The sequence below is a fragment of the Streptomyces sp. NPDC001450 genome (assembly GCF_053597295.1).
Map to the genome: position 1 here is coordinate 1 of NZ_JBSFHY010000022.1, position 14,645 is coordinate 14,645.

General features: G+C 70.5%; 14 protein-coding genes and 1 pseudogene. 7 read left to right on the top strand and 8 right to left on the bottom strand.

Annotation, left to right across the window (positions count from 1 at the left end; genetic code table 11):
- Positions 1-87: pseudogene (locus ACWC5O_RS23890) on the top strand (laccase domain-containing protein); the annotation flags it as partial.
- Positions 88-1,225: 1,138 nt separating this feature from the next.
- Here the strand turns inward: ACWC5O_RS23890 and ACWC5O_RS23895 are convergent.
- The 3 genes from ACWC5O_RS23895 to ACWC5O_RS23905 form a co-directional block, all read right to left on the bottom strand.
- Complete coding sequence (locus tag ACWC5O_RS23895; protein WP_450583803.1) at positions 1,226-1,726, bottom strand: hypothetical protein; 501 nt, start codon at positions 1,724-1,726, stop codon at positions 1,226-1,228.
- A gap of 78 nt (positions 1,727-1,804) precedes the next feature.
- Entirely contained in the window at positions 1,805-2,035 is a 231-nt protein-coding gene (locus ACWC5O_RS23900) for a DUF397 domain-containing protein (protein ID WP_450583804.1), read from the bottom strand.
- Positions 2,036-2,399: 364 nt separating this feature from the next.
- Complete coding sequence (locus ACWC5O_RS23905) at positions 2,400-2,777, bottom strand: hypothetical protein (RefSeq protein WP_450583805.1); 378 nt, start codon at positions 2,775-2,777, stop codon at positions 2,400-2,402.
- Positions 2,778-2,938: 161 nt separating this feature from the next.
- On the opposite strand from ACWC5O_RS23905, the gene ACWC5O_RS23910 reads away from it, so the two are divergent.
- Positions 2,939-4,171: a helix-turn-helix transcriptional regulator gene (locus tag ACWC5O_RS23910; protein WP_450583806.1), complete on the top strand. Its 1,233-nt coding sequence runs from the start codon at positions 2,939-2,941 to the stop codon at positions 4,169-4,171.
- Between the two features lie 15 nt (positions 4,172-4,186).
- The gene (locus ACWC5O_RS23915) at positions 4,187-4,549 is read left to right on the top strand and encodes a hypothetical protein (protein WP_450583808.1); all 363 of its coding nucleotides are present in this window, start codon (positions 4,187-4,189) and stop codon (positions 4,547-4,549) included.
- Between the two features lie 839 nt (positions 4,550-5,388).
- On the opposite strand, the gene ACWC5O_RS23920 is transcribed toward ACWC5O_RS23915, so the two are convergent.
- Genes ACWC5O_RS23920 through ACWC5O_RS23930 form a run of 3 tightly spaced genes read right to left on the bottom strand, consistent with a single transcriptional unit; the run spans position 5,389 to position 7,690 of the window.
- Entirely contained in the window at positions 5,389-5,799 is a 411-nt protein-coding gene (locus ACWC5O_RS23920) for a RidA family protein (protein ID WP_450583809.1), read from the bottom strand.
- The gene (locus ACWC5O_RS23925) at positions 5,796-6,560 is read right to left on the bottom strand and encodes an IclR family transcriptional regulator (RefSeq protein ID WP_450583811.1); all 765 of its coding nucleotides are present in this window, start codon (positions 6,558-6,560) and stop codon (positions 5,796-5,798) included. The genes ACWC5O_RS23920 and ACWC5O_RS23925 overlap by 4 nt, the downstream gene beginning before the upstream one ends.
- Entirely contained in the window at positions 6,557-7,690 is a 1,134-nt protein-coding gene (locus ACWC5O_RS23930; RefSeq protein ID WP_450583813.1) for a sugar kinase, read from the bottom strand. Before ACWC5O_RS23930 ends, ACWC5O_RS23925 begins: the two co-directional genes overlap by 4 nt.
- A gap of 124 nt (positions 7,691-7,814) precedes the next feature.
- Here ACWC5O_RS23930 and ACWC5O_RS23935 point away from each other — a divergent pair, with 124 nt between their 5' ends.
- A complete protein-coding gene (locus ACWC5O_RS23935) occupies positions 7,815-9,092 on the top strand; it encodes an alanine racemase (protein WP_450583815.1) in 1,278 nt (425 codons plus the stop codon).
- Between the two features lie 19 nt (positions 9,093-9,111).
- A complete protein-coding gene (locus ACWC5O_RS23940) occupies positions 9,112-10,722 on the top strand; it encodes an N-acyl-D-amino-acid deacylase family protein (protein ID WP_450583817.1) in 1,611 nt (536 codons plus the stop codon).
- Positions 10,723-10,740: 18 nt separating this feature from the next.
- On the opposite strand, the gene ACWC5O_RS23945 is transcribed toward ACWC5O_RS23940, so the two are convergent.
- A complete protein-coding gene (locus tag ACWC5O_RS23945; RefSeq protein ID WP_450583818.1) occupies positions 10,741-11,574 on the bottom strand; it encodes a trypsin-like serine peptidase in 834 nt (277 codons plus the stop codon).
- 142 nt (positions 11,575-11,716) lie between these two features.
- On the bottom strand, positions 11,717-12,430 hold the full coding sequence (locus tag ACWC5O_RS23950; RefSeq protein WP_450583820.1) for a hypothetical protein: 714 nt from the start codon (positions 12,428-12,430) through the stop codon (positions 11,717-11,719).
- A 126-nt stretch (positions 12,431-12,556) separates the two neighbouring features.
- On the opposite strand from ACWC5O_RS23950, the gene ACWC5O_RS23955 reads away from it, so the two are divergent.
- Positions 12,557-13,768 carry a pyridoxal phosphate-dependent aminotransferase gene (locus ACWC5O_RS23955; RefSeq protein WP_450583821.1) on the top strand — a complete coding sequence of 404 codons (1,212 nt, stop codon included), beginning with the start codon at positions 12,557-12,559 and terminating at the stop codon, positions 13,766-13,768.
- Positions 13,769-13,855: 87 nt separating this feature from the next.
- Positions 13,856-14,278: an SCO4983 family protein gene (locus ACWC5O_RS23960; protein WP_450583823.1), complete on the top strand. Its 423-nt coding sequence runs from the start codon at positions 13,856-13,858 to the stop codon at positions 14,276-14,278.
- Positions 14,279-14,645 lie beyond the last annotated feature (367 nt).

Consider the following 14,645-nt stretch of genomic DNA (forward strand, 5'->3'; position numbering starts at 1 on the left):
TATGAGGAGCTCAACCTCGGCGGCGCGGTCGGGGACGACCCGGCGGCGGTGCGGGAGAACCGGGAGCTGGCGGCGAAGACGCTCGGCCCGCTCGTACAGCAGCCGGCCGAACACGTCCAGGTACTGCGGCAGCAGTTGCTCCTCGGCGCCGGGCCGCTCCAGCAGGCGGCGCAGCTCGACCTCGGCGGCGAGGCTGTGGCCGAGGTCCTTCCAGGTGGACCAGATCATGGCGCGGACGAAGAGGGCGTTGGCCTCGGCCTCGAACGCCCACTCGGGTTCGGGGCCGCCCGCCCGGCGGGCCTCGGTGAGGGCGGTGTCGAAGGCGTCCAGGGCGGACTCCAGCCGCTCGCGGTCGCCCCGGGCGCGGCCCTGCACCAGGCCGGCGAGGCCCAGGCTGTAGCGCAGGTGCGGGACGTCGGCGGGCTCGGCGTTCTCCAGGAGGGCGCGGTAGTGGCGGGCCGACTCGTCGGCGGCGTCGAGGTCGCCGTACCGCAGGGCCCGCTGCATGTACAGGTACCCGGCCCCGGCCCGCAGACCGGCCTCCTCCTCGCTGCCCGGCTCGGCGTGCTCCAGCGCGTCCGTGTGCCGGCGCAGGGCCTCCTGCGACAGCTCGGCGGAGTCCGGTGCGGCGAGGGAGCGCAGCTTGGCGCAGAGGGCGAGCACATGCCGGCCCCACTCCCGCTCCCAGGCGAAGTCGGGGTCGTCGGCGGGCAGCCCCTCGACGCCCTTGACCAGCAACTCCCAGGAGTGCTCAAGCAGTTGTCGGTCGCCGCCGTCCTCGTACTGCACCCCCCGCAGATGCCCGAACCGGACCCGCCAGGACGACCACAGCGGATCGTCCCCCGGAGCGCGGAAGGCATGCTCGAACGCCTCGGCGGCCAGGACGATTTCCTCGTCCCGGCCGTCGTCGTCCCGTAGCAGGTACAGCCGGTGGCTCAGCTCACCGGCGTACCCGCACAGCGCGACGGCCTCCGGGTCACCGGCGGACAACTGTGCCAACTCACCGAGTACGGCGTCCCGTTCGGCGGTGAGTTCACCGATCAGGTCGGCCGGCTGGGCGGAGAGGTCGGAGGAGGTCACGTACCCATACTGCCTACACCAAGGGGATTCGCTCGGACGCTTCGGGTTTCACCTTCGAGATCGCCAGCACCAAGGCGCCTTGACCTGGGCAGACGATGGACCCTGCCGTAAGGCGGGGGCCTGCGTCGGGTGCGAGGTCGCGACGTCAGGCAAGCGGGCAGGCGAGATCGGGGTGGTGTCGGTTCGGGCAGCACACCAGGTTGAGCGAGACGATGTTGCCCGGCCGGTTGTAGGACACCCAGCTCACGTCCACGCCGACCGGCAGGACATCCAGAGCGTACCCCCCTCTCGTGTCCAGGCTCGCGTAAGCCTGACCCCCGTCCTCGCGCTCCATCGGCGGGATGTCGAGGAAGTGCTTGACCATCCAGTCGAGAGCGGCTGTGGCGTCCGTCCAGGTGCGCTCATGGGCCGCCTGGTTCCGCTTCATCAGCCAGTGCCCGGACATCATGGGCGGCAGGTTCGAGGTCGGGAACTCGGCCATCACTTCGCGATACCGCTGAAGGATGCGGATGGCCACCTTGTCGTCGTCGGAGGCGGGAGGCGCAGGGGGGTCAGGATGCGCAGGCCGCCGGTCGCCTTCCCGGTGGTAGCTGTCGGGCGATCCGATCCACGGACCGTAGCCGTGGAAGTGTCCTGTCCAGCTCATGCGCGCCTTCCGAGAGGGGAGGGCGGGCCGCCCTCATGCGCGTAGGACGACCCGCCAGGGATGAGAGGTGTAGCAGGGTCAGGCGGTGAGGCCGCGGTCCTTCACCCAGCCGAGGGCGAAGTCGTCGAGCTCGGCCGCGGTGAACCGCAGCTCCTTGCCGGCACCCTCGGGCTTGGAGTCGCGGACCACGTACGAGTCGGCGGCGCCGGGGATCGCGGCGAAGTCGACGCAGCCCTCGGTGCAGGGGCCGCCGCAGAAGTTCGTCGTCTCGACGCCGTCCGCCGGCAGGGTGTAGAGGTTGCCGTCCATCGGGTAGTCCTTCCTGGTGCAACGTTGCGGAGATGCGCTCTCCGCGCCGTGGTGCACTTGCCGACCCACCCCGGCCCGGCCTTCCTGTTCCTGGCCGGGGTGGGCGCTTGGCTCCGCCTCCGAGGGGTGTTGGCCGTGGGAGAGCGACCGGGGAGTCACCTCGGGGACGGAAGTTCAGGTGGTCAGTTGCCAGTAGGCCGCCACGAGCAACACGGACGCCGCGATCAGGAGCCCCCGGAGAAGCCACTGGCGCCGGCCGAGCGGGCGTCTGTGCTTCCTTCCGGACCGGCGAGGATTCCGATCGCGACAGCGGCCATGAGTCCGAGCAGTGCGATCACATAAACGACCTGTTGCGTCTTGGGGCTCACGCTGGACCCGTCCCGCTCCTCTGGGTGTAGATCCACAGGAGGCGGCGGGTCAGGTCGGCGACCTCGCGCATGAAGAAGTAGGCCGTGAAGGTCGGGGCCTCCGCGGTGGGGCGGTTCTTCAGGTCGAGCAGCGAGTACGCCTTGCGGAACTGCTGCATGACCAGCTCGTCCTCATCGGCGCCCAGCTCCTCGCCGAGGAGCAGTTGCAGGTGCCCGGTCAAGGCCGGCGTCTTGGCGTCGATCTCGGCGCGGGTCGAGGTGCCGAGCCTCGCCGAGAGGGCGGCGTCGGTGCTGTCTTGGATCAGCTCGACGTCGATCGGTACGCCGTCCTCGGCCGACTCTGTCACTTCGAATCTGCTCGTCTCGGTCTTCACGGCGTATCCCTCGCTGGCTGACGGCGGTTGCACCGGATGGAGACCAGCGTTCCGCGCGAAAGGTGTGCGGACCACGGCGTTCATGGGTCAGTGTTGGGACATCTCTGGGACATGGGACAGGCGGCATGGTTGGGCACGGCAACCCGGGGAAGGGGGCCTGCATGAGCATCGCCGACAGGCGTAGGGCTCTGGGCTTCACCCAGGAGGGGTTCGCCTTCGCGGTAGGCGTCGATCGGCGCACCGTAGGTCGATGGGAGACAGGCAGATCCAAGCCCCAGCCTCCCCAGCGGCCCAAGGTTGCCGAGGTGTTACACATGGACCTCGACGAACTCGATGCGTTGCTTACTTCAGCCGAGGTGCAGTCGAAGCCCGTACGGTCAGCGTCGAGTGCCCACGACGGCCCAGGGGACCCAGACGAGATGATCCGACGCGAGTTTCTGCGCCTCATGGCGGTGTCCGGTGCGGTCGCCGCCATACCTGTGGGCGAGGCGGAGGCCCTGGACGACAGCGCCGACGACTTCGGGCGCATGAACGGCCACCTCTGGCAGGTCTACCAACTCGCCCGTGCCAAGCACTCGGTGTACCCGGTTGTGCAGTCTCAGCTCACTGCCTTGAACGATGCGCTGCGGGACGGGCGTGCCCAGACGGGACCGCTCTGCATCGCGGTCGGCGACTTGTTCCAGTTGGCGGGCGAGCTGGCCTTCGACGTCAACCGGTACCACGATGCCGCCGCCTCGTACTCGCTTGCGGCCAGCGCGAGCAAGGAGGCCGGCGCCTACGACCTGTGGGCGTGCGCCCTGATCCGCAGCGCCTGCGTAGACCTCTCCGAGCGTCGTTACCGGCAGGCTGCGGACATCCTGGGAGCCGCGCGCCGCGTCGCTCTGCGCGGGGACAGCAGCCTTGCGACCAAGCACTGGGCCGCCGCCGTGCAGGCAGAGGCGTTTGCCTGGCTCGGCGACTTCGACGCCTGCGAGGAGGCCCTGGACGAGGCCGAGAAGGTAGCCAGCCTGGGCGGTCAGGTGTCGAACGGCGGGTGGCTGCGCTTCGATGGCTCGCGCCTGGCGGAGGAGCGAGGCGCCCGGTACTTGCAACTCAACCGGCTCGGCCTGGCCGAGACCGCGTTGAAAGATGCGCTGACGCTCGCTCCCCTGGCCGCCGGCCACTCCTTTCGACGCCGGGGCGCGGTGCTCGTCGACCTGGCCACCATCGGCGCCAAGCGCAAAGACTCGGAGCAGGTCATGCAGTACGGACTCGAAGCCCTGCGGCTGGCACGAGCCTCCGGGTCCGGATACGTCGCCCGTAGACTCCAAACCCTGACTGCCGAGCTGGGCAACTTCGGGCGCGACCGGCACATCGCCGAGTTGAAGGCCGAGATCGGCACCCTGACGGCATGACGACAAGGGGATGGCATGACGATTGAGGGCGCGCGGGTCTTCCGCGAGGCGTGGATCGCTGGAGTGCGCAAGCACTTCCCTGGCGAGCCGAAGCTGAGCTACGTGACCCCGTGGGAGGACACGCCCGAGTGGGAGCGTGGGGCGGCCGGCGCCGTGTACGAGCAGGTGCGCCAGTTCCTCGAACTGAGCGACGGCCACGCCTCTCGCCTGTCGCGCGAGCAGAAGGGCCGGTTCGTTGCGACGTGCTGGACGGCGCAGATGTTCAGGCACTTCGAAGACCCGAAGCCGGCGTACGTGGCCGACTGGCCCGACCTGCCGGACTGGCAGAAGGAGACGGACAGCGACATCTTCGAGGCGGTTGAGGACAGCCTCCGCTGAGCCGCCCCGAACTGCGCGACCCCCTGGCCACTTGACCGGATGGTCTCTCTTTGTAATCAACTGGCGACGCTATGTCATCTTCTGTCCGCGCCGCTCTCGTAGCGGTGTCTTATGGACCCCGGACGTAGTTCACCGGGGCTCCAGGAAGGTAGAGAGCGCGGCCGTGGCAACCGGTCACGATGCCGGGGAGGGCAATCCCCGGCAATCGGTGGTTGACGTCCGCAAAGAGCAAGTGGGTTGTGCTCGCAGGTGGACTGCTGCGGCAGAACTCGACCATGGAACAAGGCGCAGCGAACAGAGGTTCGTGAGCAACGATCATCGCTGGCCTCGCCGCTGCACTCGCGATGGACAACATGGTCAGGGGCGCCAGCGGCTGGGCTTGCCTGGTCGTGGGCTGCGCCGCATGGGTGGCCGTGTTCTTCGACTCCGCCACGGTGATCGGCCTCCTCGAGTTCACCGACACCAGGCCGCGCGCCCCGCCTCAGGCTCCCCCCGAACCCGCCGGGGACGCCCGTTGCTTGACCAACCGCACCGGGCAGGCTCCGGTCGCGCAGTCTTCTACGTCCTCAGCGCCGCCTGCGCCGGAAACACCGCAAGCCGGTCGACGTTGGCTCGCGCCCGACGGATCTCGCTGTCCAGGCAGGAAAACAGTGGCCGCCGCGCTCGTGCGGCGTGCGCGTGCTGGTCTAGAACATGCCTCTTGGGCCGTTCTGAGAGCAAGACGCGCAGGGTAACCGCGATGGCGCGTCACCCTCGGCCCCATGTCCCCTCCTCGTCAACTCCCTTGATGTCGTCAACGGCGTCGACGCGAAAAGGTCACGGGTTCGAGTCCCGATCAATCAGTCGAGTACCGCCAGCGCGTCGATCTCGATGAGGAGGCCGGCGGGCAGACCGACGTAGACCGTGGTCCGGGCGGCGGGCGGCTGGGTGAGGCCCTGCTCCTCGAAGTACGCGTCGTAGATCCCGTTCATCTCGGCGAAGTGGTCCACGTCCGTCAGATACACGCGGATCATCATCACGTCGTCCCAGCCCGCGCCGCCCTCTTCGAGGATCGCCTGGACGTTGGCGAGGGTCTGCAGGGTCTGCTCGCGCAGGGTGGGACCGGCCGGCGTCGGGGGCTTGCCCTCCTCGGCGGGCAGGAAGCCGACCTGGCCGGCGACCTGGAGGATGTTGCCCTTCTTCACGCCGTGGGAGAACTTCGCGGGCGGGGTGGTGTGGGTCTTCGGGGTGAGCGCGGTCTTCTCGGTCATTCGGGGGTGCCCTTCACTGGCGTCCTTCCGGAGTACTCGCCGCTGATCGCGTCCGCGGTACGGCGCACCTGCGGGAGCAGGGTGAGGAGTTCCTCGGCGGTGACGACGACGTTCGGCGCGGACACCGACATCGCGGCGACCACCCGGCCGTCGGCGCCGCGGATGGGGGCCGCGACGCAGTTGACGGACTCCTCGTGGCCGCCGAGGTCGGTGGCCCAGCCCTGTTCGCGCACCTGCTCCAACTCCCGCAGGAACGCGGTGGCGTTGGGGGTGGACCGGGCCGTGTACAGGGGATAGTCGAGCTTGTCCGCGAGGGCGCGGCGCTCGGGTTCGGGCAGGTCGGCGACGAGCAGCTTGGCGACGGCGGCGACCGTGATGGCGACGGGCCTGCCGATCCGCGAGTACATGCGGACCGGGTAGCGGCTCTCGACCTTGTCGATGTACAGCACCTCGTTCTCCTCGTACACGGCGAGGTGGACGGTGTGGCCGCACTGCTCGTTGAGCCGGACGAGGTGGGGGTGGGCGATCTCGCGGATGTCGAGGTTCTCCATCGCCTCCTGGGCGAGGGCGAAGAGGCGGGCGCCGAGGCGGTAGCGCTGGTCGGACTGGCGGTAGACCAGGCCGTGCTCGTGCAGGGTGCGCAGGAGTCGTAGCGCCGTGGACTTGTGGACGCCGAGCCGGTCGGCGACCTGGCCGAGGTCGGCGGGGCCCTCGGCGAGCAGCGGCAGGATGCTCAGGGCGCGGTCGACGGTCTGGCTCATGGGGTGTTCGCCTCCTCCGGGGCCTCGTCGGCTTGCGTCCAGCCGGGGCCGAGTCGAAGTCTCCCCCATGCGTCGTCGTCCAGGGCGGCGAGGCGGTCGGCGTGGCTCGTCCAGGAGGGGCGCCGCGATGGGGATCCCCCCAGGCGTTGAGCTCTGGGGGAGGCTTCTTGAGGGGCGGTGGGAGCGGCGGCGAGGTCGCCGGGGGTGGTGAGGGTGGCTGCGGCCATGAGGTGGCCGTGCCGGAGGCGGTCACGCATCGGGAGGCCGCGGAGGGTGCCGGAGAGGAATCCGGCGGCGAAGGCGTCTCCGGCGCCGACGTGGGCGACGACATCGACCCGCGGTGCCCGCACGAGGGTTGCCGTACCGTCGGCGTCCTCCGTCCCGTCGGTGTTCCTGTCGAACGCGACCGCTCCACCCCTGCCCTGCTTCACGACCACGATCTCCGGCTCGGGCAGCGCCTCCACAATGGCCCGGCCACCGTGCAGCCCCCAGGCCTGGCGTGCCTCGTCGTGTCCCACGAACACGATGTCGGCCCCGCGCGCCAGCTCCAGCAGCACCCGGGCGTCATCGGCGTCCCGCCACAGTCCGGGCCGGTAGTTCACGTCGAAGGAGACCAAGGGCCGCCCCTCGCCGGGCTTCACCAGCTCGCGTACAAGTTCCAGGCACCCCTCGGACAACGCCCCCGTGATCCCCGACAGGTGCAGCACGCGCCCCGCCCGCACCGCCTCCACGTCCACGTTGTCCACGGTCATCGCGGAGGCCGCCGACCCCGTCCGGTAGTACGCCACCTCGTGCTCGTCCGTCGCCCGGTCCCCCGCCGTGCGGAAGTACAGGCCGGTCGGCCGCCCCGCGTCCCGCCGGACGTGGGCGACATCGACGCCGTACGCCCCGATCGCCTCGACCAGGTGGTCCCCGAAGCTGTCCGTGCCGACCCGGCTGACCCACCGCGCCGAATGCCCGGAGGCCGCCAGCACGCATGCCACGTTGGACTCGGCTCCGCCGATCCCCCGCTCGAAGGAGGGGACGTCGGCGAGGCGGCCCGGGCGGGTGGGCAGGAAGGTGACCATGGACTCGCCGAGCGCCACGACGTCCACAATGTCGGGGGCGTTGCGGGCTCCGGTGGCGGTCACGATCGTCGTAGCTCCTCGGTGGTGGGAGTCCGTTGACCCCGCGTGGCCGAGATGTTAGACAGCAGTGAGCGACATGCGCAATGAGTGTTGCAGAGAGTGCAACGCACCAGATTGGGGAGGCCTCATGGCCCAGGAAGCCGGTACCGAAGCACTCGCCCGCCTCGCCGAGGAACGGGTCGACCACCGCTTCAAGGGCCTCCCGCCGGACGCCGTGGGCCTGACCGTCGCCGAGCTGGCCGCCCAGCGCCGCAACCTCTTCACCGACGGCTTCACCACCCCCGTGCTCGCGCTCTCCGCCGAGCGCCTGGAGCACAACCTGCGGCTCATGGAGACGTACGCCGCCCGGCACCACCTCGCCTTCGCCCCGCACGGCAAGACCTCCATGGCACCCCAGCTCTTCCGGCGCCAGATCGAGCACGGGGCGTGGGGCATCACCCTCGCGGTCCCGCACCAGGTGTGGGTGGCCCGGGCGTTCGGGACCGAGCGGATCTTCCTGGCCAACGAGCTCGTCGACCCGGCGGCCCTGCGCCGGATCGCCGCCGACCTGGCGGCCGACCCCGACTTCCGTTTCGTCTGCTACGTCGACTCCGTGCGCGGGGTCGAGCTGATGGACGCCGCCCTGCGCGGCGCGACCCGCCCGGTGGACGTCGTGGTGGAGCTGGGCGCGGGCGAGGGTGCCCGTACCGGTGTGCGCACGGAGGCGGACGCACGGGCGGTCGCGGACGCGGTGGCGGGCGTGGAGACGCTGCGGCTGGTGGGCGTGGCGGGCTACGAGGCCCAGGTGCCCGGGGCCGCTCCCGAGCCGGTGCGGGCCTGGCTGGGCCGGATGGTCGCGCTCGCGGCGGAGTTCGACAAGGCGGGGCGGTTCGCCGGGGCCGAGGAGATCGTGGTGAGCGCGGGCGGCAGCGAGTGGTTCGACGCGGTCGCCGACGTCTTCGCCGACATCCCCGAGCTCTCCCTTCCCGTCCTGAAGTTGCTCCGCTCCGGCGCGTACGTCTCGCACGACGACGTGCACTACCGCAGGCTCACCCCGTTCAACCGGGTGCCCGAGGAGGGCGCGCTGGAGCCCGCGTTCCGGCTGTGGGCGCAGGTCGTCTCCCGCCCCTCCCCCGAGCAGGCCTTCGTCAACGCGGGCAAGCGGGACGCGGCCTACGACCTCGACCACCCGGTGGCCCACGTGGTGCGCCGGGACGGCGGCGAGCACCCGGCGACCGGCATCGAGGTGACCGCCCTGTCCGACCAGCACCTCTGGCTCGACACCGCCCCGGAGGCGGACGTCGAGGTCGGCGACTGGATCGGCTTCGGCCTGTCCCACCCCTGCACGTCGTTCGACAAGTGGCAGCTGATCCCGGTGGCCGAGGCGGACGGGACGGTCGTCGAGTTCATCCGTACGTTCTTCTAGAGAACCGGGGAGCGCCGCCGTGGAAGATCTCGTCATCCGTGACGCGGACGTCGTCGACGGCAGCGGTGCGGACTCCTACCGCGCCGATGTCGTGGTCGACGACGGCCGGATCGTCTCGATCGTCAAGGAGGCCGCGGCGGCGGGCTGTCAGCGGCCCGGGGCGCGGCGGGAGCTGGACGCGGAGGGGCTCGTCCTGTCCCCCGGCTTCATCGACATGCACGCCCACTCCGATCTGGCCCTGCTGCGCGACCCCGACCACAGCGCGAAGGCCGCGCAGGGGGTCACGCTGGAGGTGATCGGCCAGGACGGTCTTTCGTACGCGCCCGTGGACGACCGCACGCTGGAGGAGGTCCGGCGGGCGATCACCGGCTGGAACGGGTACGGCGACGACCTCGACCTGGACTGGCGGACGGTCGGCGAGTATCTCGACCGGCTGGACCGGGGGATCGCCGTCAACGCCGCCTATCTCGTCCCCCAGGGCACGGTCCGCGCGCTCGCCGTCGGCTGGGAGGACCGCCCGGCCACGCCCGCGGAGCTGGAGCGGATGCGTCAGCTGGTGGCGGAGGGGCTGGAGCAGGGCGCGGTCGGCCTGTCCTCGGGGCTCACGTACACGCCCGGGATGTATGCCGCGGACGCCGAACTGACCGAGCTGTGCCGGGTGGTGGCGGAGTACGGCGGTTACTACTGCCCGCACCACCGCTCCTACGGCGCCGGCGCCCTGGAGGCCTACGCCGAGATGGTGGCGCTGACCCGGGAGGCGGGCTGCCCGCTGCACCTGGCCCACGCGACGATGAACTTCGACGTGAACAGGGGGCGGGCGCCCGAACTGCTGGCCCTGCTCGACGAGGCGCTCGACTGCGGCGCGGACATCACGCTGGACACCTATCCGTACACCCCCGGCTCGACCACCCTGGCCGCGCTGCTGCCCAGCTGGGCGAGCGAGGGTGGCCCGGAGCGAGTCCTGGCCCGGCTCGCCGATCCGGCGACGGCCGCGCGGATCCGGCACGACCTGGAGGTGACCGGCGCGGACGGCTGCCACGGCGTGCCCGTGGAGTGGGAGACGGTCGAGATCTCCGGCGTGACCGCACCGGCCCTCGCGGACCACGTCGGCCGTACGGTCCGGGAGTCGGCGGACCTGCGCGGCGAGAGTCCCTGGACGACCGCCCACCGCCTGCTGACCGAGGACCGGCTCGGTACGACGATCCTGCAGCACGTCGGCCACGAGGAGAACGTCCGCACGATCATGCGGCACCGCGCCCACACCGGCGGCTCGGACGGCATCCTGCGGGGCACCAAGCCGCACCCCCGGGCCTACGGCACCTTTCCCCGCTATCTCGGTCACTACGTACGGGAGTTGGGCGTGCTGACGCTGGAGGAGTGCGTCGCGCACCTCACGGCCCGGCCCGCGGCCCGGCTGCGACTGCCGGACCGCGGGCTGGTGCGCGAGGGATACCGGGCCGACCTGGTGCTCTTCGACCCGCAGACGGTGTCGCCCGGCGCCACCTTCGCCGAGCCCCGCACGCTCCCGACCGGGATCCCGTACGTCCTGGTCGACGGCAGGTTCGTCATCGAGGACGGCCGGCGAACGGACGTACTGGCGGGCCGAGCGGTGCGCCGCACACCGGTGTGACCGTCCGGCCCGGAGGGTCTACGGCTTGGGCAGGGTGCAGCCGGAGGCGCTCAGGTCGAGCTTGTTGCCGGTCGTGAAGCAGGCCGGGATCTGGTAGGTCTCCTCGGCGTAGTTGATGCCCTGGCGGACGGTGACGTTGCCGCTCTCGTCCACCTCGCACGGGTTGTTCTCGGTGCAGCTCTCGCCGTCCTCGTTGCCCGTGTTGTTGACGGCGACGACGTTGCCGGTGGCCGTGTCGATCACCGGGGAGCCGGAGGTGCCGCCGATGGTGTTGCAGGCGGAGGTGTAGCGCATCGAGTCCTTCCAGGTCCAGCCGCCCTCCTTCAGCCGGTACACGAACCCGTCCACGTTGCAGCCGTAGGTCCGCTTCCAGTAGCCGGAGACGACCTTGATGGCGGTACCGGTGGCCGGGTGCGTGTTCTGCACGGTGAGCGGGCTGATCCCGTACGAGCTCTTGATCGCCGCGTAGGTGGTGGTCAGCCGGTAGATCGTGACGTCCGTGTCCGTCATGGTCGAGTAGACGACCTGGTTGGCGCGGAGCGTGGCGATCCGGCTGCCGGAGGCGTTCAGCAGGCCGAAGGAACGGCTGGAGGACTGGCCGGTGATGACCTCGCCCGGGTCCGGGAAGCCGGTCTCCAGGCAGTGGCCGTTGGTCATCACGAGCGCCGGGTCGCTGTCCGCGGAGCTGGGGAAGCGGATGACGGAGCCGGAGCAGTTGCTGAGCGAGACGGTGCCGGCATAGGTGACGGTCACCGCCTTGGCCGCCTTGGCCTGGGGTGCGGCGACCGCGGGGGTCACGCCGAGCCCGGCGATCGCCAGGGCGGACAGCGCGGCCAGGAGAGGCTTGTTCATGTGGGGGTCCCCTCTGCAGACATAAGCGACCGGAGATCTTCCGGCCGCCCCCTGTCTTGTCATGAGCATTCTCACGAGAGGGGCATGCGTGAGCAAGCAGTTGTATGCGAACTGTTTTCCTGACGGGGCGTCAACCCTCAGTCTATCTGGGCTTCTTGGTGACACCTCGGCCGTGCCCCCGGCCGCCGGGGACGCCGGGCTCCGTCGTTGTCGCGGATGCGGTCGGCGACACGCCCGTCGCCGTCGACGTGGGCGCGGAGGAGGTCTGCGCGCCCGGAGAGGTGGCCGCACCCGTCGACCCGGCCGCCGAGGTGGCGGTGGACGTGGGGGTCGGCGAGGCCCCGCCGGGGGTGCCGGCGGTGGCCGTGCCGCTCGGCGTGCCGCTGTCCTGCCGCGTGGTCGCGGCGCCGGAGCCGCCGGAGGTGACACGGCCGTCCTTCGCGGGCTGCTGTCCGGCCGGGGAATCCGAGCCGCCCGTCAGGCCGACGATCACGGCGACGACACCGGCCGCACCGAGGGCCCCCGCGACGGCCACCCGACGACGGCCGCCCTGCTTCCTCCGGCGCCGGAGATCGGCCCGGCCTACGCCCGCCACGGGAGGGGGCGGCCCGGCGGGATCATCCAGCGCGGGCATCGCGGGCATCGCGGGGATCGCGGGGATCGCGGGTACAGGGGGCAGCTCACGGGTCTCGTCGTAGGCGCTCTGCCAGCCATGGGCGACGGCAGGATCGGCGTACTCCTCGTACGACGGGGACGGGGCGGCCTGCGGGTGGTACACATTCGGCGCGCCCCCCGGCTCGCCACCCGCTCCGTGCGCGCCGTACGCCTCCGCCTCGTACTCGCGATCGGTGGACATGGCCGGGAATTGTAGAGACGTGTGTGACTCCTGAGACAGCTACCGGCGATAACAGCACAAAGCTCCGCGTCTCACGTGTCGGAAAACACGACCCGTGAGGCGTTACCGGGCCGTAAGCTCACGGACATGCAGGTGATCCAGTCGACCAAGCTCGCCAACGTCTGTTACGAGATCCGGGGCCCGGTTCTCGAGGAGGCGATGCGCCTGGAGGCGGCAGGTCACCGCATCCTGAAGCTCAACACCGGCAACCCGGCCGCCTTCGGCTTCGAGTGCCCGCCCGAGATCCTGGAGGACATCCTCCGCAACGTCTCCACGGCGCACGGCTACGGCGACGCGAAGGGCCTGCTGGCCGCCCGCCGCGCGGTCGTCATGCACAACCAGACCGTCGGCATCGAGACGGACGTCGAGCACGTCTTCATCGGCAACGGCGTCTCCGAGCTGATCGTGATGGCGATGCAGGGCCTGCTGGACGACGGCGACGAGGTCCTCGTACCGGCTCCGGACTACCCCTTGTGGACGGCGGCCGTCTCCCTCTCCGGCGGTACGGCGGTCCACTACCGCTGCGACGAGCAGTCCGACTGGATGCCCGACCTCGCCGACATCGAGCGCAAGGTCACCGACCGCACCAAGGCGATCGTCATCATCAACCCGAACAACCCGACAGGCGCGGTGTACGACGCGGCGATGCTCAAGGGCCTGACGGACATCGCCCGCCGCCACAACCTGCTGGTCTGTTCGGACGAGATCTACGACAAGATCCTCTACGACGGCGCGACGCACATCCCGACCGCGGCCGTGGCCCCCGACCTGCTGACACTGACCTTCAACGGGATGTCGAAGGCGTACCGGGTGGCCGGCTACCGGGTCGGCTGGATGTCGATCTCCGGCCCGCGCGCGCACGCCGACTCCTACATCGAGGGCCTGACGATCCTGGCGAACATGCGCCTGTGCGCGAACATGCCGGGCCAGCACGGGGTCGTGGCCGCGCTGAGCGGCCGCCAGTCGATCAACGACCTGGTGCTGCCGGGCGGGCGGCTGAAGGAGCAGATGGACACCGCCTACGAGCTGCTGACGCAGATCCCGGGCGTGACATGTGTACGGCCGAAGGGCGCGCTGTACCTCTTCCCGCGCCTGGACCCGCAGGTCTTCAAGATCAAGGACGACCGCCAGATGGTCCTCGACCTGCTCCGCCGGGAGAAGATCATGGTCGTCCAGGGCACCGGCTTCAACTGGCCGGAGCCGGACCACTTCCGGGTGGTGACACTGCCGACGGTCGGGGACCTGCGCGACGCGGTCACCCGGATCGGCACCTTCCTGGACGGATACGGTCAGCCGTAGCCGACGGACCGCAATCCGTGATCAGACTCAACTTTAGACGAAATCTAAGCTAGGATGGCTTCCTGTCAGAGCACAGGAGGCCATCCCATGTACGAGCCGATCCGCACCAAGTCGGTGCACACCACGATGGCCGGCACCACCTCGGACTTCCCCCACCGGTCACGCGAGGAGGAGCTGGACATCCAGCTCGCCGGGCACCTCGCGGCGCTGCTCGCCGTCACGGACGAGCTGCGGGCACTCGCCCCCTCCACCGACCTGGACCTGGCGGCCGAACGGCTCGCCGGGCAGGTGGCCCGGCTGCGGGGCGGACATACGCCGGCCCGCGCATCCGGCACCCCGACCGACCCCCGGGTGACGGCCCTGCACGAGCGGGCGCACACCCTCGCCGGTCGCGCCCTCGTCGTCGCGGCCTCCCGCGCCGACACGGCGGCGGCGATCCTGTCCGCCGAGCGCATGGACGCGCACACCGCCGCACTGACCGACCCGAAGGAACTCAGCACGGCCCGCTGACCCCTCCCCCGGGGTCCCCTCGACGGCCCCGGTCCGCGTGCACCCGCAGCGACGCGCGGACCGGGCGCCATGACCCGTGGCGTGATGTGCGGAACAACTCGTCACCCGCGAGCAGCCGTTGACGCCGGCCCTCGATGCCTCGCCTCGGCTCTTGGCGCATCCCCTGCGCATCCCCTTCCCTCCCACGGCATTGATGCCTGCATTCGGGTGGACTGCACACCACAATTGCCTGCCAAACGGCTGCACCATCACGAACGACTCGTAACGTCGGTGGAAATGATGGTGGTTCGGACTTCGGCACTGCAGGCACCGCCACGGTCTTTTCGGTGTCGGCCGCCTGAGTTCAGCCACATCCGTGGTCCCTCAC